The 23757-nt window shown below is 72.1% G+C and carries 18 protein-coding genes; 9 read left to right on the top strand and 9 right to left on the bottom strand.

Annotated elements, in window-relative coordinates; genetic code table 11:
- Positions 1 to 28 precede the first annotated feature (28 nt).
- The 7 genes from glgB to ACERMF_RS04335 all read left to right on the top strand — a co-directional run bounded on the left by glgB (position 29) and on the right by ACERMF_RS04335 (position 14487).
- A complete protein-coding gene (gene glgB, locus ACERMF_RS04365; protein ID WP_373667800.1) occupies positions 29 to 2014 on the top strand; it encodes a 1,4-alpha-glucan branching protein GlgB in 1986 nt (661 codons plus the stop codon).
- A 91-nt stretch (positions 2015 to 2105) separates the two neighbouring features.
- Positions 2106 to 4562: a DUF3536 domain-containing protein gene (locus tag ACERMF_RS04360; protein ID WP_373667799.1), complete on the top strand. Its 2457-nt coding sequence runs from the start codon at positions 2106 to 2108 to the stop codon at positions 4560 to 4562.
- Positions 4563 to 4680: 118 nt separating this feature from the next.
- Positions 4681 to 6531, top strand: a complete 1851-nt coding sequence (treZ, locus tag ACERMF_RS04355; RefSeq protein ID WP_373667798.1) for a malto-oligosyltrehalose trehalohydrolase — start codon at positions 4681 to 4683, stop codon at positions 6529 to 6531.
- A gap of 124 nt (positions 6532 to 6655) precedes the next feature.
- Positions 6656 to 8767: a glycogen debranching protein GlgX gene (gene glgX / locus ACERMF_RS04350; protein WP_373667797.1), complete on the top strand. Its 2112-nt coding sequence runs from the start codon at positions 6656 to 6658 to the stop codon at positions 8765 to 8767.
- Positions 8764 to 11307 carry a malto-oligosyltrehalose synthase gene (gene treY, locus ACERMF_RS04345; RefSeq protein WP_373667796.1) on the top strand — a complete coding sequence of 848 codons (2544 nt, stop codon included), beginning with the start codon at positions 8764 to 8766 and terminating at the stop codon, positions 11305 to 11307. Before glgX ends, treY begins: the two co-directional genes overlap by 4 nt.
- Positions 11307 to 13277 (top strand): 4-alpha-glucanotransferase, encoded by a 1971-nt coding sequence (malQ, locus tag ACERMF_RS04340; RefSeq protein WP_373667795.1) that lies wholly within the window; start codon positions 11307 to 11309, stop codon positions 13275 to 13277. The genes treY and malQ overlap by 1 nt, the downstream gene beginning before the upstream one ends.
- 91 nt (positions 13278 to 13368) lie before the next feature.
- On the top strand, positions 13369 to 14487 hold the full coding sequence (locus ACERMF_RS04335; RefSeq protein ID WP_373667794.1) for a serine hydrolase domain-containing protein: 1119 nt from the start codon (positions 13369 to 13371) through the stop codon (positions 14485 to 14487).
- Positions 14488 to 14509: 22 nt separating this feature from the next.
- On the opposite strand, the gene ACERMF_RS04330 is transcribed toward ACERMF_RS04335, so the two are convergent.
- From ACERMF_RS04330 to ACERMF_RS04300, 7 genes are all read right to left on the bottom strand, one after another.
- Positions 14510 to 15781, bottom strand: coding sequence for a glycosyltransferase family 4 protein (locus ACERMF_RS04330; protein WP_373667793.1), 1272 nt, complete (start codon positions 15779 to 15781; stop codon positions 14510 to 14512).
- 73 nt (positions 15782 to 15854) lie between these two features.
- The gene (locus ACERMF_RS04325) at positions 15855 to 16763 is read right to left on the bottom strand and encodes a TIGR01777 family oxidoreductase (RefSeq protein WP_373667792.1); all 909 of its coding nucleotides are present in this window, start codon (positions 16761 to 16763) and stop codon (positions 15855 to 15857) included.
- A gap of 56 nt (positions 16764 to 16819) precedes the next feature.
- On the bottom strand, positions 16820 to 17704 hold the full coding sequence (locus ACERMF_RS04320; RefSeq protein ID WP_373667791.1) for a RimK family alpha-L-glutamate ligase: 885 nt from the start codon (positions 17702 to 17704) through the stop codon (positions 16820 to 16822).
- A gap of 20 nt (positions 17705 to 17724) precedes the next feature.
- A complete protein-coding gene (locus ACERMF_RS04315; RefSeq protein ID WP_373667790.1) occupies positions 17725 to 18489 on the bottom strand; it encodes a nitrilase-related carbon-nitrogen hydrolase in 765 nt (254 codons plus the stop codon).
- Positions 18486 to 19682 (bottom strand): aminotransferase class I/II-fold pyridoxal phosphate-dependent enzyme, encoded by a 1197-nt coding sequence (locus ACERMF_RS04310; protein ID WP_373667789.1) that lies wholly within the window; start codon positions 19680 to 19682, stop codon positions 18486 to 18488. Before ACERMF_RS04310 ends, ACERMF_RS04315 begins: the two co-directional genes overlap by 4 nt.
- Positions 19679 to 20311: a TetR/AcrR family transcriptional regulator gene (locus ACERMF_RS04305; protein ID WP_373667909.1), complete on the bottom strand. Its 633-nt coding sequence runs from the start codon at positions 20309 to 20311 to the stop codon at positions 19679 to 19681. The genes ACERMF_RS04310 and ACERMF_RS04305 overlap by 4 nt, the downstream gene beginning before the upstream one ends.
- Before the next feature lie 79 nt (positions 20312 to 20390).
- The gene (locus ACERMF_RS04300; RefSeq protein ID WP_373667788.1) at positions 20391 to 21344 is read right to left on the bottom strand and encodes an acyl-CoA desaturase; all 954 of its coding nucleotides are present in this window, start codon (positions 21342 to 21344) and stop codon (positions 20391 to 20393) included.
- Between the two features lie 145 nt (positions 21345 to 21489).
- On the opposite strand from ACERMF_RS04300, the gene ACERMF_RS04295 reads away from it, so the two are divergent.
- Positions 21490 to 22308, top strand: coding sequence for an inositol monophosphatase (locus ACERMF_RS04295; RefSeq protein ID WP_373667787.1), 819 nt, complete (start codon positions 21490 to 21492; stop codon positions 22306 to 22308).
- Positions 22309 to 22371: 63 nt separating this feature from the next.
- Here the strand turns inward: ACERMF_RS04295 and ACERMF_RS04290 are convergent, their stop codons facing one another.
- On the bottom strand, positions 22372 to 22617 hold the full coding sequence (locus ACERMF_RS04290) for a hypothetical protein (protein ID WP_373667786.1): 246 nt from the start codon (positions 22615 to 22617) through the stop codon (positions 22372 to 22374).
- Between the two features lie 369 nt (positions 22618 to 22986).
- Between ACERMF_RS04290 and ACERMF_RS04285 the strand changes: the two genes are divergently transcribed.
- Positions 22987 to 23232 carry a hypothetical protein gene (locus ACERMF_RS04285; RefSeq protein ID WP_373667785.1) on the top strand — a complete coding sequence of 82 codons (246 nt, stop codon included), beginning with the start codon at positions 22987 to 22989 and terminating at the stop codon, positions 23230 to 23232.
- A gap of 7 nt (positions 23233 to 23239) precedes the next feature.
- On the opposite strand, the gene ACERMF_RS04280 is transcribed toward ACERMF_RS04285, so the two are convergent.
- Positions 23240 to 23716: a MarR family winged helix-turn-helix transcriptional regulator gene (locus tag ACERMF_RS04280; protein WP_373667784.1), complete on the bottom strand. Its 477-nt coding sequence runs from the start codon at positions 23714 to 23716 to the stop codon at positions 23240 to 23242.
- Positions 23717 to 23757: the final 41 nt, after the last annotated feature.

The following is a 23757-nucleotide window of genomic DNA, read 5'->3' as shown; positions in this document are numbered from 1 at the left end:
GACGGCCGACCCGCACCAAGGAGGAGCCATGGCCCGCACTCCCGAAGCCAGTGGAGCGCGCCCCGACGCCGGGAGCGTCGCGCCGGACGTCCCGGGCGCGGGCGCCACCTCGCTGCTCACCGACGACGACCTGTACCTGTTCAACGAGGGCTCGCACTTCCGCCTCTCCGACAAGCTCGGCGCGCATCTGCGCACGGTCGACGGCACCGACGGGGTGCAGTTCGGCGTCTGGGCCCCCAACGCCGAGCAGGTCTCGGTGATGGGCGACTTCAACGGCTGGGACCCCGACACGCACCAGATGGCGCCCCGCGGGGTGTCGGGCATCTGGGAGCTGTTCGTGCCCGGCATCGGACACGGCGACACCTACAAGTTCCACATCCGCTCGCGCCACCAGGGCTACCGGGTCGACAAGGCCGACCCGATGGCCGTCCACACCGAGACCCCGGCCAAGACCGGTTCGAAGGTGTGGGACCTGTCCTACGACTGGCACGACGACGCCTGGCTGGCCGACCGTGAGCGGGCCCAGTCGCTCGAGCAGCCGATGTCGGTCTACGAGCTGCACCTCGGCTCGTGGCGAACGGTCCCCGAGGAGGACAACCGGCCCCTCAACTACCGCGAGCTGGCCGAACCGCTGATCGAGCACATCGAGGCGCTCGGGTTCACCCACGTCGAGTTCATGCCCGTCACCGAGCACCCGTTCGGCGGTTCGTGGGGCTACCAGGTCACCGGCTACTTCGCGCCGACGTCCCGGTTCGGCACGCCGCAGGACTTCAAGTACCTCGTCGACCAGCTGCACCAGGCCGGCATCGGCGTGATCCTGGACTGGGTCCCGTCGCACTTCCCGTCCGACGAGCACGGCCTGGCGTACTTCGACGGCACCCACCTGTACGAGCACGCCGACCCGCGCAAGGGCTACCACCCCGACTGGAACAGCTACATCTTCAACTACGGCCGGCCCGAGGTCGTCAGCTTCCTGCTGTCGTCGGCGCTGTTCTGGCTCGACGAGTACCACATCGACGCCATCCGGGTCGACGCCGTCGCCTCGATGCTCTACCTCGACTACTCGCGCAAGGAAGGCGAGTGGATCCCCAACGAGTGGGGCGGCAACGAGAACCTCGAGGCGATCGCGTTCCTGCGCCGCTTCAACGAGGAGGTGTACGCCAGCTTCCCGGGGGTGCAGACCATCGCGGAGGAGTCGACGGCGTGGCCGATGGTGTCGCGTCCGACCTACATCGGCGGGCTCGGGTTCGGCATGAAGTGGGACATGGGCTGGATGCACGACAGCCTGGCCTACTTCCAGGAGGACCCGGTCCACCGCAAGTACCACCACGACCAGCTCACGTTCCGGGCCATCTACGCTTTCACCGAGAACTACACCCTTCCGCTCTCGCACGACGAGGTCGTGCACGGCAAGGGCTCGCTGCTGACCAAGATGCCCGGCGACGAGTGGCAGAAGTTCGCCAACCTCCGTGCCCTCTACGCCTACATGTTCACCCAGCCCGGCAAGAAGCTGCTGTTCATGGGCCAGGAGTTCGGGCAGTGGCAGGAGTGGAGCCACGAGCGCTCGCTCGACTGGCACCTGCTCCACCACGACCGCCACCGCGGCCTGATGCGCTGCCTCGGCGACCTCGCCCGGCTCTACCGCGACGAACCCGCGCTGCACGACGGCGACGTGGCCCCCTCCGGCTTCGCGTGGGTCGACGCGACCGACTGGGAGCAGAGCGTCATCGCCTACCGTCGGCGCACGCGCGACGGTTCGCGCGAGGTGCTGGTCGTGCTCAACCTGACGCCGGTCCCCCGCGAGAACTACCGCGTCGGCGTGCCGACCCGCGGATACTGGGCGGAGCGGTTCAACTCCGACGCCACCGAGTACGGCGGCTCGGGCACGGGCAACCACGGCGGGGCACACACGACCCCGCTGCCCTACCACGGCCACGACCACTCGGTGAACCTCAGCCTGCCGCCGCTCGGCGTGCTCGTGCTGTCGCACGACCCCTCGCAGACGCGGGACTGAAGCCGACAGGGCGTGGACGCGGGCTCGCATACGCTGCCGGGTACCGCGAACACGACCGGGATCTCCCCGTTGCACTCCGAGGGCCGCCGAGATGGACCGCTACGTCTGCGTGCACGGCCACTTCTACCAGCCGCCACGCGAGAACCCCTGGCTCGAGCAGGTCGAGCAGCAGGACTCGGCGTGGCCGTTCCACGACTGGAACGCGCGGATCACGGCCGAGTGCTACGGGCCCAACACCTCGGCCCGCATCCTCGGTGACGACGGCCGCATCCACCGGCTCGTCAACAACTACGCGCGGATGAGCTTCAACGTCGGTCCGACGTTGCTGGCCTGGATGGACGACCACGCGCCGGAGGTCCACGCCGGCATCGTCGAGGCCGACCGCCGCAGCGCCCAGCGGTTCGGCGGCCACGGTTCGGCCATGGCGCAGGTCTACAACCACGCGATCATGCCGCTGGCCACGCCCCGCGACCAGCAGACGCAGGTGCTGTGGGGCCTGCGCGACTTCGAGTTCCGCTTCGGCCGCCGGCCCGAGGGCATGTGGCTGGCCGAGACGGCGGCCGACACCGCCACCCTCGAGGTGCTGGCGGCCAACGACGTCACCTTCACGGTCCTCTCGCCCTACCAGGCCGCGGCGGTCCGTCCGCTCGACGGGACCGCCGAGTGGACCGACGTGGGCGGCGGCCGCGTCGACCCCTCCCGGCCCTACCGCGTCCGGTTGCCGTCTGGCGGCCACCTCGACGTGTTCTTCTACGACGCCCGGGTGTCGCAGGCGGTCGCCTTCGAGGGCCTGTTGTTCTCCGGCGACCGGCTGACCGACCGGTTGCTGCACGCCTTCCCGGACCGGGAGGGCCCCAAGCTGGTCAACATCGCCACCGACGGCGAGAGCTACGGCCACCACCACCGTCACGGCGAGATGGCGCTGGCCCAGGCGCTGCACCGCCTGTCGGACACCGACGGCATCCGGCTCACCAACTACGCCGAGTACCTGGCGCTGTTCCCGCCGCAGTACGAGGCGCGCATCGTCGAGAACAGCTCCTGGAGCTGCGCCCACGGCGTGGAGCGGTGGCGTTCGGACTGCGGCTGCACCAACGGCGAGACCGGCGGGCAGCAGGCCTGGCGCGGGCCGCTGCGCGACGCCCTCGACCACCTGCGCGACGAGGTGGGACCACGCTTCGCCGACCGCGCCGCCCGCTACCTGCACGACCCCTGGGCCGCCCGCGACGACTACATCGAGGTCGTGCTCGACCGCTCGCCGCAGCGGCTGCGCGCCTGGTTCGCCGAGCACACGACCGGCGCCCTCGACCACGACGAGCGGGTCGAGGTGCTGCGGCTGCTCGAGCTGCAACGCCATGCCCTGCTGATGTACACCAGCTGCGGCTGGTTCTTCGACGAGCTGTCGCGGATCGAGACCGTCCAGGTCCTCACCTACGCCGCCCGGGTGATCGAGCTGGCCGAGCAGGTGCTCGACGTCCCCGACCTCGAGGAGACGTTCCTCACCCGGCTGGCCAAGGCGCCCAGCAACCTGCCCGAGTACGGCAACGGGCGCACCGTCTACGAGCAGCTGGTCCAGCCGACGCGGGCCAACTTCCGCAAGGTCGCGGCCCACTTCGCGATCAGTGGCCTGTTCCGCGCGTACGGCCGCACCGAGCGGCTCGGCTGCTACGAGGTCGAGCGGGTCGACGAGCGCCGCTCGGAGGCCGGACGGGCGAAGGTCGGCTACGGCCGGATCACCGTGCGGTCCACCGTCACGCTGGCCGAGAACTCCTACGAGTACGGCGTCATCCACTTCGGTGACCACAACTTCCTCTGCGGCGTCCGCAGCGCCGGCGACGACGACGCCTACGCCGCGATGTGCGACCACCTCGCCGACGCCTTCGAGGAGGCGAACTTCCCGGACACGCTCCGCACGCTCGACGAGCACTTCGGTCGGGACGCCTACTCGCTGCGCGACCTGTTCCGCGACGAGCAGCGACGCCTGCTCGACGTGGTGCTCGACGCGACGCTGGTCGACGTCGAGAACACCTACCGTTCCATCTACCGCAGCCGCGGTCCGCTCATGCGCTTCCTCGCCGGCCTCGACGCGAAGGTGCCGCCGGCGCTGCGCAGTGCGGCCGAGGTGGTCGTCAACGCCGAACTGCGCGAAGCGCTCAGCGGCAACCCCGAGCCCGCCCGGGTCCAGGGGCTGATCGAGGAGGCGGAACGCTTCCGCGTCTCCCTCGACGCCGACGGCCTCGCGCACGCCTACGCCGAGTCGCTGTCGCGGGTCACCCGGGCGGTCGAGCGCGCCCTCGACGACGACGAGACCTTCGCGGTGTTCGGCAGCGACCAGCGGGCCGTCTTCGCCAGCTTCGCGACCCTGGTCGACATCGCCGAGTCGCTGCCCTTCGAGATCGACCTCGGCCGGGCGCAGAACCTGGCGTGGCGGGTGCGTCGCGAGCGCGGCGACTGGCTCGCGCAACGAGCGGCGTCCGGCGACGAGGCGGCACGCAACTGGGCCGAGGCGATCGACGCCCTGACGCAACGTCTCGGCTTCGCCATCTCCTGAGGTCACCACCGGTTCCCCCGCAGCTGGGCCGTGGCGGGGGTCGTCCGGGTGCCTCCCGGCCGGCGGCCGGGCCGCCGAACACGCACCCTCGGCCCTCCCCCGGCCACGGAGCCTCCTGGTGACCCACCACGAACACGACCACCTCGGCGCGACCGCGCTCGACGACGGCTCGACGCGGTTCCTGGTCTGGGCGCCGGCGGTGGAACGGATCGAGGTGGTGCTCGACGACGGGAACCGGGTCGCGCCGCTGGAGCCGACCGGGCGCGGTTACCACGAGGCGACCGTTGACCGGGTCGCCGCAGGTGACCGCTACCGCTACCGCCTGGCCGGAATCGAGGAGGACCGCAACGACCCGGCATCGCGATGGCAACCCGAAGGGCTCCACGGCCCCTCCGCCGTCGACGACCCGGCGTTCGCCTGGACCGACGCCGGGTGGGTGTGCCCGCCGCTGCACGAGCAGGTGCTGTACGAACTGCACGTCGGCACCTTCACGCCCGAGGGCACCTTCGACGCGATCGTGGCCCGCCTGGGTGAGCTGCGCGAGCTCGGCGTCACCACGATCGAGCTGATGCCGATCTGGCAGTTCCCGGGCGAGCGCAACTGGGGCTACGACGGCGTCCTGCCCTACGCGGTGCAGCACTCCTACGGCGGGCCGGCGGGCCTGCGCCGGCTCGTCGACGCCGCGCACGCCGCCGGCATCGCCGTGGTGCTCGACGTCGTCTACAACCACTTCGGTCCCGAGGACAACCACCTGCCCGACTTCGGGCCCTACCTCACCGACCGCTACGACACCCCCTGGGGCCAGGCAGTCAACGTCGACGGCCCGCACAGCGACGGTGTCCGCCGCTATTTCGTGGAGAACGCGGTGCGCTGGATCCGCGAGTTCCACGTCGACGGGCTGCGGCTCGACGCGGTGCACGCCATCCTCGACCAGTCGGCGGTGCACCTGCTCGAGGAGATCGCCCGTGAGGTCCACGCCGAGGCGCGCCGTGCGGGGCGCCACGCGTTCGTGATCGCGGAGTCCGACCTGGCGGATCCGAAGCTGGTGCGCTCCCCCGAGCGTGGCGGCTTCGGGCTCGACGGCCAGTGGCTCGACGACGTCCACCACGCCCTCCACGTCGCCTTCACGGGCGAACAGACCGGCTACTACGAGGACTTCACGGGGCTGGCCGACCTGCGGCGGGCGTTGCGGGACCGGTTCGTGATGGCGGGCCGCTGGTCGCCGCACCGCCAGCGCACCGTCGGACGCCCGGCGAACGACGTCCCCTACCACCGCTTCGTCGCCTGCACCCAGAACCACGACCAGGTCGGCAACCGGATGCTGGGCGAGCGTCAGAGCCGGCTGTTGGACCACGAACAGCTCAAGGCGTCGGCCGCCGGCCTGCTGCTCCTGCCGTTCACGCCGATGCTGTGGATGGGGCAGGAGTACGCCGAGACGGCACTGTTCCAGTACTTCGTGTCGCACACCGACCCCGACCTGGTCCGGGCGGTGCAGGAGGGCCGGAAGCGGGAGTTCGCCTACTTCGCCGACCAGGGCGAGGCGCCCGACCCTCAGGCCGAGGCCACGTTCGCGCGTTCGAAGCTCGACTGGTCCCGGCGCACCCAGGACCCGCACGCGGTGGTGCTCGCCCTCTACCGCGAGCTCCTGCGCCTGCGCCGCGAGCTGGGCGCGGTGGCCGCCCCCGATGCCAGTGACGCGAGCGGGGTGCTGCACACGCCCGGGACCCTGTCGTGGCGTCGCTCCCGGCGCGAGGACGAGGTGCTGGTCGTCGTCCACGCCGGCCCGGGACCGGTCGAGGTCCCTCTGCCCCCGGACGTGCGGTGGCAGCTGGTGTTGGACACCGCCGATCCGAGGTGGGACGGCCCGGGGGGCGTCGAGCTCCGGGACGAAGCGGTCGCGGACGGTGGCGGAGGCGCCACGACGCTGCGGTTGCCGGGGACCGCGACCGCCCTGCTGCGGCGGCGCTGACGCGCCGCTGCCCGCGGTCGCACCCCCGGCGTTCGCACACGCGAGCGGTACACGCAACGCCCGCGGCCACGTCATGATGCATCGGTTGACGCGGTTCCCATGCACGATCGGCAGTGGAGGCACGATGGCGCTCGAGATCTGGCCTGGGCAGCCCTATCCCCTCGGGGCCACCTACGACGGGTTCGGCACCAACTTCGCGCTGTTCAGCGAGGCGGCCGACCGGGTCGAGTTGTGCCTGTTCGACGAGGCGGGCGAGGAACAGCGGGTCCGGCTGACCGAGGTCACCGGCTACGTGTGGCACGGCTACCTGCCCACCATCGGGCCGGGCCAGCGCTACGGCTACCGGGTCCACGGGCCCTACGACCCGGCGAACGGCTCGCGCTGCAACCCGAGCAAGCTGCTCATCGACCCCTACGCGAAGGCGGTGGACGGCGAACTGCAGTGGAACCAGGCCGTGTTCGGCTACACCTTCGGCGATCCGGACGGTCCTCCCAACACCGAGGACAGCGCGCCGTTCGTGCCGCGCAGCGTGGTCGCCAACCCCTACTTCGAGTGGGGCGACGACCGCCATCCCCACACGCCGATGCACGAGACCGTGATCTACGAGGTCCACACGAAGGGCCTGACGCAGCGGCACCCCGACGTGCCCGAGAACCAGCGGGGCACCTACGCCGGGCTGACGCACCCGGCCGTGATCGACTACCTCACCGACCTCGGGGTCACCGCGGTCGAACTGCTGCCGGTGCACCGTCACGTGCCCGAGTCCGACCTCGTCGAGCGCGGCCTGACCAACTACTGGGGCTACAACTCGATCGCCTACCTCGCCCCGCACGACGGCTACGCGTCGGGATCCGCCGAGCAGGCGGTGACCGAGTTCAAGCAGATGGTCAAGACGCTGCACCGCGCCGGCATCGAGGTCATCCTCGACGTGGTCTACAACCACACGGCCGAGGGCAACCACCTGGGGCCGACCCTGTCGTTGAAGGGCATCGACAACGGTGCCTACTACCGCCTCGTCGACGGCGACCCGCGCTACTACATGGACTACACCGGCACCGGCAACTCCATGAACATGCGCCATCCCCACGTGCTGCAGCTGATCATGGACTCGCTGCGCTACTGGGTCAACGAGATGCACGTCGACGGGTTCCGCTTCGACCTCGCCTCGACGCTGGCCCGTGAACTGCACGACGTCGACCGCCTGTCGACCTTCTTCGAGGTCATCCAGCAGGACCCGGTCATCAGCCAGGTCAAGCTGATCGCCGAGCCGTGGGACGTCGGCGAGGGCGGCTACCAGGTCGGCAACTTCCCGCCGCTGTGGTCGGAGTGGAACGGGATCTACCGCGACACGATCCGCGACTTCTGGCGCGGCGAGTCGGCGACCCTGCCCGAGTTCGCGTCGCGGTTGACGGGCAGCTCGGACCTGTACGAGTCCGACACCAGGCGACCGGGCGCCTCGATCAACTTCGTCACCGCCCACGACGGGTTCACCCTGGCCGACCTGGTGTCGTACAACGACAAGCACAACGAGGCCAACGGCGAGGACAACCGCGACGGCACCGACGACAACCGGTCGTGGAACTGCGGGGTCGAGGGCCCGACCGACGACCCCGACGTCCTCGCGCTGCGCGCCCGTCAGCAGCGCAACTTCCTGACCACGCTGCTGCTGAGCCAGGGTGTGCCGATGCTGCTCGGCGGCGACGAGCTCGGGCGCACGCAGGGCGGCAACAACAACGGCTACTGCCAGGACAACGAGATCTCCTGGTACGACTGGGACGCCGTCGACGAGGACCTGCTCGCCTTCACGCGCGGCCTGATCGGCCTGCGGGCCGAGCACCCCATCTTCCGGCGTCGACGCTGGTTCCAGGGGCGTCCGCTGCGTGGCGAGGAGATCGACGACATCGCCTGGCTGCGGCCCGACGGCACCGAGATGGACGACGAGGACTGGGACGCGAGCTACGCCAAGTCGCTGCAGGTGTTCCTCAACGGCCGTGGCATCGCCAGCCCCGATCCCCGCGGTCAACAGATCGTCGACGACTCGTTCCTGGTGCTGTTCAACGCCGGGGACCAGCCGATCGAGTTCACGCTCCCACCCGCGGCCTGGGGGCAACGCTGGGAGGTCGTCGTCGACACCAGCGCGGACACGCTGCCCGAGGATGCCGCGGTGTTCGACGCGGAGGCGGCCTGCAAGGTGCTCGACCGCGGCATCGTCGTGATGCGTGAGGTCGGCCCGTGAGCGCGTCGCGGGTCCCGACCGGCACCTACCGTCTGCAACTGCACCCCGGCTTCACCTTCGCCGACGCGGCGGACGAGGTGGCCTATCTCGCCGAGCTCGGCGTGTCACACCTGTATCTGTCCCCTGCGCTGCAGTCGGCGCCCGGCAGCACCCACGGCTACGACGTCGTCGACCCGACCCGGCTCAACGACGACCTGGGGGGCGACGAGGGGTTCGCGGCGCTCGCCCGGGCGTGCCGCGGCCACGGGTTGCGGCTCGTGCTCGACCTGGTGCCCAACCACGTCGGGCTGTCGAGTCCGCACAACCCGTGGTGGTGGGACGTACTGCGTCACGGTCCCGACAGCCGGTATGCGGGCCACTTCGACATCAGGTGGCAGGCACGCGGGGACGGACCGCCGCAGGTGCTGCTGCCACAACTCGGCCAGCCGCTGGAGGTGGAGCTCGCCGAGGCGGACGACCTGCGGCTCGCCCACGCCGGCGGTGACGACGTCGAGGCCGGCTACCGGATCGTCTACCACGAGCACGCCTGGCCGGTGCGCCCGGGGTCACTGGCCGAGGCCGGCGCCGACCCCGACGACGTCGCGGGGACCCTGGCCGCGTTCGAGGTGGACCGGGGGCGGCTCTTCACGCTGCTGCTCGGCCAGCACTACCGGCTCGTGCACTGGCAGCGCGCCAACACCGAGCTCAACTACCGCCGGTTCTTCGACATCACCACGCTCGGGGGCGTGCGCGTCGAGGACGAGCAGGTGTTCGCCGACGTCCATCGCAAGGCCCTGGAACTGGTCGCCGACGGGGTCGTCGACGGCCTGCGCATCGACCATCCCGACGGCCTCTACGACCCCACCGACTACTTCCGGCGCCTGCGTGAGGTCGCCCCCGACGCCTGGATCGTGGTCGAGAAGATCCTCGAGGCCGGCGAACCGCTGCGACGCGACTGGCCCGTGGACGGCACGACCGGCTACGAGTTCGCGAACAGCGTGCTCGGCCTGTTCCTCGATCCCTCGGCCGCGGGCCTGCTCGACGACGTCTACCGCCAGGTGGCGGGCCGGGACGGCGACCCCGGCGCCGCGGACTACGGCGCCATCGTCGAGGCCGCGAAGCACCGGGTGCTCGACCGGCTCCTGGTGAGCGAGTTCCGCGCCCTGTGCGGCGCGTTCGCCGATCTGGCCCACCAGGCCGGGGTCGTGGCCGACGAGCAGGAGCTGTCGGCGGCGCTGCGGGCCGTCGTCGTCGCCTTCCCCGTCTACCGCACGTACGTGCGCGCCGAACTGCTCGAGGTCGGCGAACGCGACCGGCACGACGTGCGCGAGGCCGTCGCGCGCGCCCGGGCGCGCCACCCCGAACTCGACGAGGCCCTCGACCTGCTCCAGGAACTGCTGCTGGTCGAGCAGGTCGGCGTCGGCGCGACCGACTTCGTCATGCGGTTCCAGCAGTTGACCGGCCCCGTCATGGCCAAGGGGGTCGAGGACACGGTCTTCTACCGCTACCTGCGCTTCGTCGCGGTCAACGAGGTCGGCGGTGACCCCTCCCACCTCGGCACCGAGCCGGCCACGTTCCACGAGGCGAACCGACGGCGCCAGCGCGACTGGCCGGGTTCGATGCTGACCACCTCCACCCACGACACGAAGCGGAGCGAGGACGTCCGGGCCCGTCTGGCGCCGCTCACGGAAGCTCCCGACGTGTGGGTGCAGACGGTCGAGGAGTGGCTGAGCCTGACCGCCCGCCACCGGGGCGCAACCGGCCCGGCGGCCGTCCACGAGTACCTGACGCTGCAGACCCTGCTCGGGGCGTGGCCGATCACCGCCGAGCGTGCCGTCGAGTACCTGCGCAAGGCGGCGCGCGAGGGCAAGCAGTACTCGGACTGGATCGAGACCGACGAACGCTACGAGGCCGAACTCGAGGCGTACGTCCGTGGCGTGCTCGCCGACGAGGAGATCGTCACCACGCTGGAGGCGCTGCTCGACCGCCTCCGCCCGGCAGGGTGGCTGACCTCGCTCGCGCAGACGCTGTTGAAGCTGACCTCGCCCGGCGTCCCCGACGTCTACCAGGGCTGCGAGCTGTGGGACCTGTCGCTGGTCGACCCCGACAACCGCCGCCCGGTCGACTTCGACCACCGCCGCGAGATCCTCAAGGAACTGCAGGCCGACGCGCACCCGATCGAACTGCTCGCCCGCATGGACGAGGGCGCCAGCAAGCTTTGGGTGACCCATCGTGCCCTGCAGGTGCGCAAGCGACTGCCCGAGGCGTTCGGCGCCGGCAGCGGCGACTACGAGCCCCGGTACGCCTCCGGACCCCGCGAGGACCACGTCGTCGCCTTCGTCCGTGGCGGTCGGGTGGCTACGGTCGCGCCCAGGTTGGTCCTGGGCCTCGGTGGCCGGTTCGCGGACTGGGACTGGCACGGCACCACCCTGCAGTTGCCGGACGGCACCTGGCGGTGCGACCTGACCGGTCAGGTCGTGCCCGGCGGGCGGCCCGTCGCCATGGCCGACATCCTGACCGCGTTCCCGGTCGCGTTGCTGGTGCGAGACGAGGACCACTGATGCCAGATCACCCCGAACGCCGCAGCGACGAGGAACGTCGTCGCACCGGCGGGCGTGCCTCGGCACCCGACGGGTGGGGCATCGTCACCGCGTACGAGGACGCCTTCGGGGAGTGGACCGAGGTGCCGCGCGAGACCCGCGACGCGCTGGTCCGCGCGATGGGCGGTGATCCCGCCGACGACGGCCCGCCGCCGACCGACGCGGTGCTGGTCATCAGGCAGGGCGAGCGGGTCGAGGTTCCCGATGCGACCGAGCTCTGGCTCGAGGACGGCGGCCGGCGCACCATCGACGGCGAGGTCCCCGCGGACGTGCCGACCGGCTACCACGACCTGGTGGTCCGCGGACACGAGCAACCGCGCCGCCTGATCGTCAGCCCCGGCCGCTGCCACCTGCCCGACGACCTCGTCGGGTGGGGCTGGTCGGTCCAGCTGTACGCCGCCCGGTCCGCGCAGAGTTGGGGCATCGGCGACCTCGCCGACCTGCGGCACCTGGCGACGTGGTCGGCCGACATCGGCGCCGGGACCATGCTGATCAACCCGCTGGACGCCGTGACCCCGGTCGCCCCGCGCGAGACCAGCCCCTACTACCCCACCTCACGCCGGTTCCTCGACCCGCTCTACCTCAGGATCGACGAGGTCCCGGGCGCCCGGGCGTTGGCCGATTTCGAGCAGCTGCAGGCGGCCGGACGGGCGCTCACCGACGACGGTCCGATCGACCGCGACCGCGTCGCCGAGGCGAAGCTGGGTGTGCTCGAGCGGGTGTGGCGCGAGCGCGACGGCGCCGGTGACGAGGACGCGTTCCTGTACTTCGCCAAGGACCGTGGGGACGCGCTGGCGGTGTTCGCGACCTTCTGCGCGCTCGCCGAATACCACGGATGCGGTTGGCGCGACTGGCCCGCCGCGTACCGCCATCCCACCGCCGACGCCGTGCTCACCTTCACCCGCGAGCACGCCGACCGCATCCGGTTCCACGCCTGGTTGCAGTGGCTGTGCGACGAGCAGCTGCGCCTGGCGGGCGCCCCGCTCGCGCTGCTCGGCGACCTGCCCATCGGCGCGGACCCCGACGGCGCCGACGCCTGGGCGTGGCAGGACGTGCTGGCGACCGGCGTCAGCGTCGGCGCGCCGCCCGACGAGCTGGGTCCGCAGGGGCAGAACTGGACCCTGCCGGCGTTCGTGCCGTGGAAGCTGCGCGCCGCCCGCTACGAGCCGTTCATCGACACCGTCCGGGCGGCGTTGCGTCACGTCGGTGGCCTGCGCATCGACCACGTCCTCGGCCTGTTCCGGATGTTCTGGATCCCGCCGGGAGGGACGGCCGCAGACGGTGCCTACGTCAAGATGCCGACCGACGACCTGTTCGACATCCTCGCGCTCGAGTCGCAGCGCGCCGGCGCGTTCATCGTGGGCGAGGACCTCGGCACCGTGCCCGAAGGCGTCCGCGAGGAGCTCGACGCCCGCGACGTGCTGCGCTACCAGGTGTGGTGGTTCGAGGACGACCCGTTGGAGAGGTGGAGCACCAAGGCGCTGGCGTCGGTGTCCACGCACGACCTGCCGACGGTCGCGGGGGTCTGGAGCGGCCGCGACGCGCAGATGCAGGCCGAGCTCGGCCACGAGCCCGACGACGCCTGGCACGCGCAGCTGCGCGAGCGGATCCGCGACGCGACCGGTCTGTCCGAGGACGCGTCACCGGCCGAGGCGACGGTCGCGCTGCACCGCCACGTTGCGAGCGCTCCCAACCAGCTGGTGCTCGCCCAGCTCGACGACGCGGTGGCCACCCCGGAGCGCCCCAACGTGCCCGGCACCGACCGCAACGCCCGGCCCCAGAACTGGTCCCTGCCGTTGCCGGTGAAGGTCGAGGAGCTGCCCGACCATCCCACCGTCGCCGCGGTCGCCACCGCCATGGGGCACGGTCGCGCCACCCGGGTCGCCCCGGTGTCCGACGAGGTCGCCGACCGGCCGCCGCGGACCGCGTGACCGATTCGGCACCTGGCGAACCCTCGCCGACCTCTAGGCTCGCTGCCCGGCCGTCGACAGTGAGGCAGGTGTGGCCGCACGACGAACCGACGTGAGCGGCGCGCTCGACGTCCGGCTGCAGACGCTGCTCGAGCGCGCGGTCGATCGCCGGCGGCGGGTGCGGCACGGCCTGCTCGCCGTCTCCCGGACCGACGGATCGTGGTCCTGGGAGGGGGCGCACGGCACCGGCGCGGTCGCGGGCGGGCCGGTGACGACGCGGATGCGGTACCCGATCGCCAGCGTCACCAAGCTGTTCACCGCGGTCACGGTGCTGCGGCTGGTCGAGCAGGGCCGGCTCGCCCTCGACGAACGCATCGTCGACGTGCTGCCGGCGGAGGTGACCGCCGGACTGCACGTGATCGGCGAGGACGATCACACCGACCGGATCACCGTCGAGCACCTGCTCGACCACTCCTCCGGCCTGCCCGACTACTACGGGGAGGCGCCGCGGGGTGGGCGGAGCGCACAGGACCGACTGTTGGCCGGCGAGGACGCCCCGGTGCCCTTCGGTGAGGTGCTGCGGATCGTCCGCGAGGAGCTCACGCCGCACTTCCCCCCGCAGCCGTTCGACGCCCCGAAGCGTCGGGCGCGGTACGCGGACACCAACTACCAGCTGTTGGCGGCCGTCGCGGAACAGCGCACCCGACAGGCGCTGAGCGAGTTGTTCGACACGATGCTGTTCGGGCCGCTCGGGCTCGACGACACCTCGTCCTACCCGCATCCACCACGATCCGGGGCGTCGGCCGAACCGGAGGTGCACGTCTTCGCCCGGGACGTCGTGCTGCAGCCGCAGGGGGCACTGCGCCACCAGGTCGCCGACGGCGGCATCGTCTCGACGCTGGCGGACCAGGTGCGCTTCCTCACGGCGGTGGTGGAGGGCGCGGTCTTCGAGGACCCGGCGACCTGGCCCCGGATGCTGCAGCGCCGCAACCGGATCTTCTTCCCCATCGAGTACGGGCTGGGCGTGATGCGGTACGCACCGGCGCGCTGGATGTCGCCGACCTTCGCGATCCCGCCGATCGTGGGTCACACCGGCTCGACCGCCACGTGGTCGTTCCACTGCCCGGAGCTCGACCTCGTCGTGGCCGGCACGTTCGACGTGGCCCAGCCGCCCCTTCCGTTCCGCTTCCTGCCGCACGTGCTGCGCGCCGTCGCCGGCGCGGGGCGCTGACCCCGGTAGCGGTGCCCGGCACTCAGCCGGCGGCTTCGCCGAACTCCAGGATCGGCGCGGCGTGCAGGAGGGCCCGGAGCGCGGGTCGCTGCTCACGACCGGCGAGGGCGGCCTCCTCGTCGGCGGCCCGCCCATAGACGTCGACGGTGGCGGCGGCGACCGAGGACCAGTCGTAGCGGTCGGCGATCCGGCGGCGGGCGCGGGCCACCATCCGCTGCGCCAGCCCGTCGTCGGTCAGCACCCGGACGAGCGCAGCGGCCAGCTCGTCGGCGTCCTGGGGCGGAAAGCTCAGGCCCGAGCCACCGGCGACGATCTCGCGGAGCCCGCCGGTGTCGCCGGCGACGACCGGCGTGCCGCACGCCATGGCCTCGACGGCGACCAGGCCGAAGGGCTCGTAGATGCTGGGCGCGACCGCGACGTCCGCGGCCGCGTAGTGCAGCCGCAGTTCGTGGTCCTCGAGGAAGCCGGTGAAGTGCACGTGGCGCCGCAGGCCGAGCTCGCGTACGCGTCGCCGCAGTTCGTCGGAGTAGGTGCCGATCCCGGCGATGAAGAACTTCACGGGGCCGACGGCACCCCGCACGTTCTGCAACGCCTCGAGGACGGTTTGCACCCCCTTCTCGTACTCGAGCCGGCCCGCGAACAGCACCATGCGGGTCCGGGGCCCGACCAGGGTGCGGCGGAAGGCGTCCACCTCGGTGGCGGGGAGCGCGAAGTCGCGGACGGCCACGCCGTTCGGCACGACGTCGATCTTGTCCGGTGGCAGGGCGAAGATGTCCTCGACCTGGCCGCGCATGTAGTCGGAGCAGGTGATGACGCGACGCGCCTCGTAGGTCAGCCACCACTCGACCTGGTGGATCAGCTTGTTCATCGGGCCGGGCAACCAGCCCTGGTGACGGCCGTACTCGGTGGCGTGGACGGTGGCCACCAGCGGCAACTCGAAGGCGTCCTTGATCCCCGCCGCGGCGTAGGCCACCAACCAGTCGTGGGCGTGGACGACGTCGAAGTCGTGGCGGCGGGCCAGCTTCGCGGCCGCCGCCTGTACCCGATTGTTGAACGCCAGGACCCACGGCACCAGGTCGTCGAACGGGATCACCGGCGGCGCCTCGGTCACCCGGACCACGTGCACGCCCTCGAGCCACTCCTCGGCGGGCGCGGGATCCTCGGGATGGTCGCGCGTGACGACGTGGACCTCGTGGCCCCGCGCCACCAGGTTGCGGGCCAGGGCGACGCAATGGCGGCCCAGCCCGCCGACGACCCGCGGCGGGTACTCCCAGGTGAGCAGTAGGACACGCATGGTCGTCAGCCTGCCAGAGGCGGTCGGGCGACACCGAATCGGGCCTCGGGGGCACCGTCGGCCGCGACGTCGGTCAAGCGGCGGCGGAACGGTCCAGGGCGAGCCGGAGCGCGTCGCGCAGGTCCGGGTGCTCGAACGTGAAGCCGGCCTCGAGCAGCCGCGCCGGCCGGGCCCGCTGGCTGACGGTGGCCAGCGTGCGTCCCATCTCGCCGTACAGGGCGGTCACCGCGAAGGTCGGGATCGGCAGCACCGTCGGACGCCGCATGACCTCGCCGAGCGCCGTGGTCAGCTGCGCGTTGGTGGCCGGCTCGGGCGCCGTGAGGTTGACCGGCCCCTCGAGGTCATGGTCGAGGAGGAACCGCAGCGCGCGGACGTGGTCGCGCAGCGCGATCCAGGGCACGTACTGCCGCCCTCGACCGACCTTGCCGCCGATGCCGAGCTTGAAGGGCAACTCGATCTTGTCGATCAGCGGCCCATCCGCGGCGAGGACGACGCCGGTGCGCGGGTGCACGACCCGGATGCCGGCGGCGCGCGCGGGGGCCGCCGCCGCCTCCCAGTCCCGGCACACCCGCGCCAGGAAGTCGTCGCCGGGCGTGGAGTCCTCGGTGAGGATCTCGTCCCCGCGGTCGCCGTAGTAGCCGACGGCCGACGCCGACAGCAGCACGGGTGGCGGCGTCGACAGCGACGCCAGCGTTCGGGAGAGCAGCCCCGTCCCCTGCACCCGGCTGTCGCGGATCCGTCGCTTGGTGGCATCGGACCAGCGCGCGTCGCCGATCGGTTCACCGGCGAGGTGGACCACGCCGTCGAGCCCTTCGAGGCCGGCCGCGTCGATGGTGTCGCCGGCCGGGTCCCAGACGACGTCGCCGGCGTCCGCCTGCTCGCGCGAGCGGGTCACCCGGACGACCTGGTGACCGTCGTCGCGCAGGGAGGCGGTCAACGCCCCGCCGAGAAGTCCGGTTGCGCCGGTGATCGCGATCCGCACGGGTAGCGCTCCTGGTCGACGTCGTGCCGGCGTACCGGCCCCGACAGGTTCGCAGGTCAGGCGGAGGTCGGACGGGTGGCGTCCTCAGCTCGACGCACGATGGCGTCGGCGACCCGGTCGGCCGCCTCGGGGTGCAGGCGCAGGTAGAGGTCGGGTTCGGTGGCCTCGAGCTCGACCAGTTGCGGCTGCCCGAGCTCGTCCTCGATCAGGTCGACGCGCGCCAGCAGCAGGTCGTGACCGGTCGACTCCACGATCCAACGGGCCAGGGCGGCGGTGTCCACGTCGAGGTCCTCGACGTGGTGGCGGCCGCCGAACTCCTCGTGGATGCGGAACTCGCCGTCGTCGGGCGTCTTGCGGACGGCGTGGCTGATCTCGCCCTCGACGACCACGACCGACAGCTCGCCGCGGGTCTCGACGGCCGGCAGGTAGGGCTGCACGAGCACGTCGCCGGCGGCCACCTCGGCATCGAGGTGGTCCTGGCCGCCGGGTTCACCGCGACGCACCCGGGCCAGGCCGCTCGCGCCGGCCCCGACCGCCGGCTTGACGACCGCCCGGTCCCAGCCACGCGACGCCAGCAGGTCGTCGAGCACGACCTCGTCGCCGCGGCCGAGCCAGGCCGTCGGCACGACCGGTGCGCCGCGTTCCTCGAGTTCGAGCAGGTAGGACTTGTGGGTGTTCCAGCGCAGCACGTCGGCAGAGTTGAGCAGCCGCGTGCGTTCCGCGGTCGACTCGGCCCAGGCGACGAACGCCTTCCGCCGCCCGGGATAGTCCCAGGTGGTGCGCACGACGGCGAGGTCGAACGCACCCCAGTCGACGGCGGTGTCGTCCCACCGCGGCTCGTGGACCTCGACGCCACGGGTGCGCAGCGCGGCGGCCAGCGGGGCGTCCACCTCGGCGATGAAGTCGGGTCCGGAGGCAGCGGTGACCAGGGCGACGTGCATGGATGTCCTCGGAGTCGGCGTCAGCCGGTGCGGCGATCGGGCAGGAAGGGCAGGTCGGCGCGCACCCGGGCGACCACGTCGGGGTCGAGGTCGGCGTACAGGATCGTCTCGGCGCCGGCGCCGGCGGCCAGGACCTCACCGAGCGGGTCGACGATGCGGCTGTCGCCGGTGTAGTCGAGCCCGCCGCCGCTGCCGACCCGGTTCACGCCGACGACGTAGGCCTGGTTCTCGATGGCGCGGGCGTCGAGCAGCGCCCGCCAGTGGTGGCGACGCGCAGCCGGCCAGTTCGCGACCACGAGGTAGGCGTCGGTGTCGCGGGCGCAGGCCCAGAACTCGTCGGCGAACCGCAGGTCGTAACAGACGAACAGGGTCACCCGCACGCCGTCGATGTCGACGGTGACGAACTCGCGGCCGGCACCGAACCGTTCGTGCTCCCCCGCGTAGCTGAAGGGATGCAGCTTGTCGTAGCGGTGGACGGCCCCGTCGGGCGAGACCACGCACAGCGCGTTGACCGGCAGGTCCCCGCCCGGGTCCTGCATGGCCAGCGAACCCGCGACCCAGACGCCGTGCCGGGCGGCCTGGTCGATCATCCACGCCACGATCGGGCCGTCCTGCCCTTCGGCGGTGTGGTGGGTGTTCATCGAGAACCCGGTGGCGAACATCTCGGTGAACGACACCAGCGTCGCGCCACCTGCCGCGGCGGCGGCGACCCGGCCGTCGAGGCGGCGCAACGTCGCGTCCCGGTCCTCCCAGTCGATGTCGTGCTGGACCGCGGCGACCCTCATGGGCGTCCTCCTGCGGACGTGTGCGAGCGGGCACGGAGGAGGCGTTCGACCCCCTCGTCGATGCGCGACTCGGGCTTGCAGAACGCGAGGCGGATCAGCGGCCGGACCGTCGCGTCCGCGTCGTGGACGAACGCGCTGACGGGCACGGCGGCCACGCCGAGCGCTTCGGGGGCCCAGCGGCAGAATGCCTCGCCGTCGTCGTGGCCGAGGTCGCGGACGTCCATCGTGACGAAGTAGCCGCCGGCCGGTCGTGCCACCTGGCAGCCGCCGGCGACCAGCCCGTCGACCAGCCGGTCACGGCGCGAGCGGTGCAACGCACGCACCGCGTCGTAGACGTCGTCGCCGGCGTCCAGACCCACGGCGACCGCGTGCTGCAGGGGCGTGCCGCCGGAGAACGACAGGAACTGCTTGGTGGTGCGCAGCGCGCTGGTGAGCGCCGGCGGGGCACACGCCCAGCCGACCTTCCATCCGGTGCACGAGAAGGTCTTGCCGGCCGACGAGATCGTGACCGTCCGCTCGCGCATCCCGGGCCGCGACGCCAGCGGGACGTGCACGCCGTCGAAGACCAGGTGCTCGTACACCTCGTCGGTGATCGCGACCAGGTCGTGCTCGACGCACAGCGCGGCGATCCGGTCCAGTTCGTCCGGGCCGAGGACCGTGCCGGTCGGGTTGTGCGGGGTGTTGAGGATCACGGCCCGGGTGCGGGGCGTGATGGCGGCATCGAACGCGTCGAGATCGAGCGCGAAGGCGGGCGCCCGCAGCGGGACGCGCACCTCGACCGCACCGACGAGGGCCAGCACCGCGGTGTAGGCGTCGTAGGTCGGCTCGAGGACCAGCACCTCGTCGTCGCGGTCACAGACGGCCAGCAACGTCGCGGCCAGCGCCTCGGTGGCGCCGAACGTGACGCTGATCTCGTCGTCGGGGTCGTAGGCGAGGTCGTGGAAGCGGCGCTGGTGGCGGGCGATCGCCTGGCGCAGCGGTGGGACGCCGGGACCGGGCGCGTACTGGTTGTGCCCGTCGCGCATGGCCTGCGCGGCGGCGTCGACCATGGCGGCAGGCGGGTCCTCGTCGGGGAATCCCTGGCCGAGGTTGACGGCGCCGTGTGCCTGCGCGAGCGCGGTCATCTCACTGAAGATGGTGGTGCCGAAGCCGCGCATCCGGGCCACCAGCGGGGTGCGGGTCGTGGTGCTCATATCTCGTCCTCCACCGTGCGTCGGCTGCGACGCTCGGCGCGCAGGAGCGTCGTGGGGGCGTGTTCGAGGTGCCGCAGCCCGTTCCAGAGCAGGTTGACGACGTGGGCCGCGACGACCTCGCGGGGCGGCTCGCGGACCTCGAGCCACCACTCGCCGACCAGGGCGACCGCACCGACCAGCATGCGCGCGTACATCGGCGCGGTGTTCTCGTCGAAGCCGCGCTCGCCGAACTCGTCGACGAGCAGGCGTTCGGCGCGGACGGCGACGTCGTCGAGGACGGAGGCCAGCGTGCCGTCGCTGGCGCCGACGGGGGCGTCACGGACCAGCACCCGGAAGCCGTCCTCGTGTTCCTCGATGTAGCTCAGGAACGCCTCGGCGGCCGACTCGGCGACCAGTCGCGGGTGCACCGCGTCGAAGGACCCCGCGATCGCACTGGTGAGGCGCTGGACCTCGCGGTCGACCACGACGGCGTACAGGCCCTCCTTGCCGCCGAAGTGCTGGTAGACCACCGGCTTGGACACCCCGGCGCGGTCGGCGATCTCCTCGATGGCCGCGCCCTGGTAGCCGCGTTCGGCGAAGACGGACCGCGCGACGCCGATCAACTGCTCGCGTCGCTGCGGTGCGGCCATCCGCACCCGCCTGGCCGTGGTCACACGCGCTCCTCGGGGACGTGGCCGGCCAACCTACCGCCCGGCGTCGGCGGGCCGGCTACGCGCCCGTGCGCGACCGCCGTTCGAGTTGCGTGGTGGAGGGCAGCTTGATGTCGCGCGCGAGGCGGAGCACCTGCATCGTGCGGATCACGACCCACGAGACGTCGAACTCCCACCATCGCAGCCCGTGTCGCGCGGACGCCGGGAAGGCGTGGTGACCGTTGTGCCAGCCCTCACCGAAGCCGAGCAGCGCCATCACCGGGTTGTTGCGGCTCTCGTCGTGGGCCGCCCAGGGGCGGGTACCGAAGACGTGGCAGATCGAGTTGATCGACCAGGTGACGTGGTGGAGCAGGAAGATGCGCACGAGCCCGCCCCAGAGGAAGCCGGTGAGGGCGCCGGCGAACGACATCGTCAGCAGGCCGCCGAGGACCGCGGGCGCGACGAACGACGCGGCCAGCAGCCACGGGAACAGCTTGTTGACCCGCACCATGGCGGGGTCCTTGAGCAGGTCCGGCGCCCAGGCCTGCTGCACGGTGCGCTCGGGCGAGAACAACCAGCCGGTGTGGGCGAACCACAGGCCCTTGAGCAGCCCGACGAGCCCGTCACCGGCGTCGACGTGCGGCGAGTGTGGGTCGCCGGGGCGGTCGGAATAGGCGTGGTGGCGGCGGTGCGTCGCGACCCAGTCGATCACGCTGCCCTGGATGGCCATGGAGCCGGCGACGGCGAACAGCACGCGCACCCACTGCGGGACCCGGAAGCTCTGGTGGGTCAGCAGCCGGTGGAATCCGACGGTGATCCCGAGCCCGGTGAAGACGTAGAAGCCCAGCAGCAGGCCGAGGTCGACCGCGCCGACCCCGCGGCCCCAGCCCCAGGAGATGGCGGCGGCGAGCCCCACCAGCGGCAGGGCGACGATCAACAGGATGGAGAAGCGCTGCCAGCGCACCGCGCGGGGCGGGGCGAGCTCGACGCCACGGACGGTGGGCTCGGGGCGGGGCGTCGCGAGTGTGGACACGGGGTTCCCTCGGGGCTCGAAGGTCGGCTACGAGCCCGTAAGTTACGGTGCGGTAGCCCCGGACGCGAACGCCGTCGGCCCTGCCGCCCGGCCAGGTGCGGTGTCCCGGCCGGATAGGGTGGCGCGATCCGTGCCGAGGAGTCCCGTGCCGCCGCTGCCCCACGACGTGCGCCAGGTGGTCGAGCGCGCCCGCGCGGTGCTGCACCCCGCCCTCGACGGCCTCGCCGAGGAACTGCTCACCTCCAGCGGCAACGTCGCGCCCGACGCCAAGTCCGACGGCACCCCGGTCACCGCGCTCGACCACGAGGTCGATGCCCGCCTGCAGGCCGCGATCGCCGCAGCGCTGCCCGACCACGGCGTGCTGAGCGAGGAACAGGACACGGTCGTCCCCGACACCGAGTGGTGCTGGATCCTCGACCCCATCGACGGCACCTCCAACTTCACGGCCGGGCTGCCGTACTGGTGCGTGTCGGTCGCACTGGCGTACCGCGGCGAGGTCGTGTTCGCCACGATCGACGCGCCCGCGCTCGGTCACCGCTACGAGGCGGCCCTCGGCGAGGGCGCCCGGCGGAACGGCATCCCGATCCGGGTGCGCGAACTCGTGGCGTGGGACGACACCACCATGGCGCACGTGCCGGTCATGCTCACGACGGGCACGGCGCGGCGGGCGCGCCAGGCCGGCGTCGCACTCAACCCGCGCGTGATGGGTTCGACCGCGCTCGATCTCGCGATCGTGGCCGAGGGCGTCGCGGCGGCGTCGGTGGCCGTCATCCCGCACGTGTGGGACATCGCCGCCGGCACCCTGCTGGTGCGCGAGGCCGGGGGGTCGGTCGTGACCCTCGACGGCGACGAGTTGTTGCCGCTGCGGGTCGGGGACGACCACGCGAAGATGCACGCGCCGACGGCCGCGGGCGCCGACGCCGACGAGGTGCGCTCGCTGGCACGCCGGCTCCTGCCGGACTGACCGCAGAAAAGACGGCACCCACCGCGCCTGGCGGTGGGTGCCGGAGGTTTCAGTGGCGAACGATCAGCTGTCGCCCTCGGTGTCCTCGAGGGTGTCTTCGCCCTCGAGCGTGTCCTCTTCGCCCATGGTGTCGTCGCCGGTGGCGTCGTCGCCCAGGGTGTCATCGGTGGTACCGGTGTCGCCGAGGGTGTCCTCGGTGGTGCCGGTGTCGGTACCGGTGTCGGTGGTGCCACCGTCGTCGCAGGCGACGCCGGCGAAGGCGAGGCCGGCAACCGCGGCGAGGGACAGGAAGCGCTTACGGAGCAGCATGTGTTCGTTCTCCTTGGTCAGGGGCCCCAGCCAGACGCGGCTGGGATGTGCTGGGGAAAGCGTCCCCCACCTCGGCGGGCGGGTCGACGTGCCCCCGCCATCCTCTGGACGGTGGCTGTCGCAGCCCACTGCCCGGGAGGCGGTATCCGGCCAACTGCGCGGTCGGACACAGGCGGGAACCCCCGTGATTGGTGACCCCATCCTGACCTACGACCGCGGTCGGAGGTAGGTCCCTGGTCCCGGCAGGCGGCCGTGTTCTTGTGGCCATGTACGCCCGCGGGGGGTGCGGTGACGACGCGGCCGGATACCTCGTGTGCGCCGTCGCAGCTACCTTGCGCTCGCGGTGCTGCCGATGAGACGGGGACCAGGATGGAGCGGCAGGCAAGGCTCGAGCGTCCGTCACCGGCGATGTGGCTGGCCTGGGGGCTCGCGCTGCTCGGCGGGCTGCTGGTGACGGCCGCCGTCATCACCGCCCTGCTCGATCCCTGCGTGCGCACACGGGCGTGCACGGAGGTCTCGCTGGCCGGCGCGGGCTATCTCGCGCTCGCGGGCACGGCTGCGGCGGTGGTCGGAGGCATCGCCTCGGCCGCACTGCTGGTGCGCCGGCGCCGCTGACGCCGGCTCACCCCGCCCGGGGGCCCGTGTGCGCGTCGAGCGAGGCCACCAGGGCGTCGCAGATGCGTTCGAGGTCGGCGACGTCACGCCCGGCCAGCGCGTCGAAGACCAGGGCGCGCACTGTGGCGACGTGACCGGGGGCGGTGGCCACCACCTGCGCGTACCCGGCGTCGGTGAGGACGGCGAGGGTGCTGCGGGCATCGTCGGGTGCGGGCTCGCGGGCGACGAAGCCACGTCGCTCGAGCCGGGTCACCACGTGCGAGAGCCGGGACAACGAGCCGTTGGCCAACTGCGCCAGGTCACGCATCCGGCGTGCACGCCCGTCCGCCTCGCTCAGCAGCGCCAGCACCCAGTACTCGAAGTGCGACAGGTCCGCCTCGCGCTGCAGCTGGCTCTCGAGCGCGCCCGGTAGGCGCAGCACCACCGAGACCAGGCCACGCCAGGCGCGCTGTTCGTCGTCGGTCAACCACCGGGGCTCGGCCATGGCCGAACCGTAGCAACGGGCTTGATCCGGCCCCTCCGGCG

The organism is Egicoccus sp. AB-alg6-2, from assembly GCF_041821025.1.
GTDB lineage: Bacteria > Actinomycetota > Nitriliruptoria > Nitriliruptorales > Nitriliruptoraceae > Egicoccus.
This window is presented reverse-complemented; position numbering and strand designations above follow the sequence as displayed.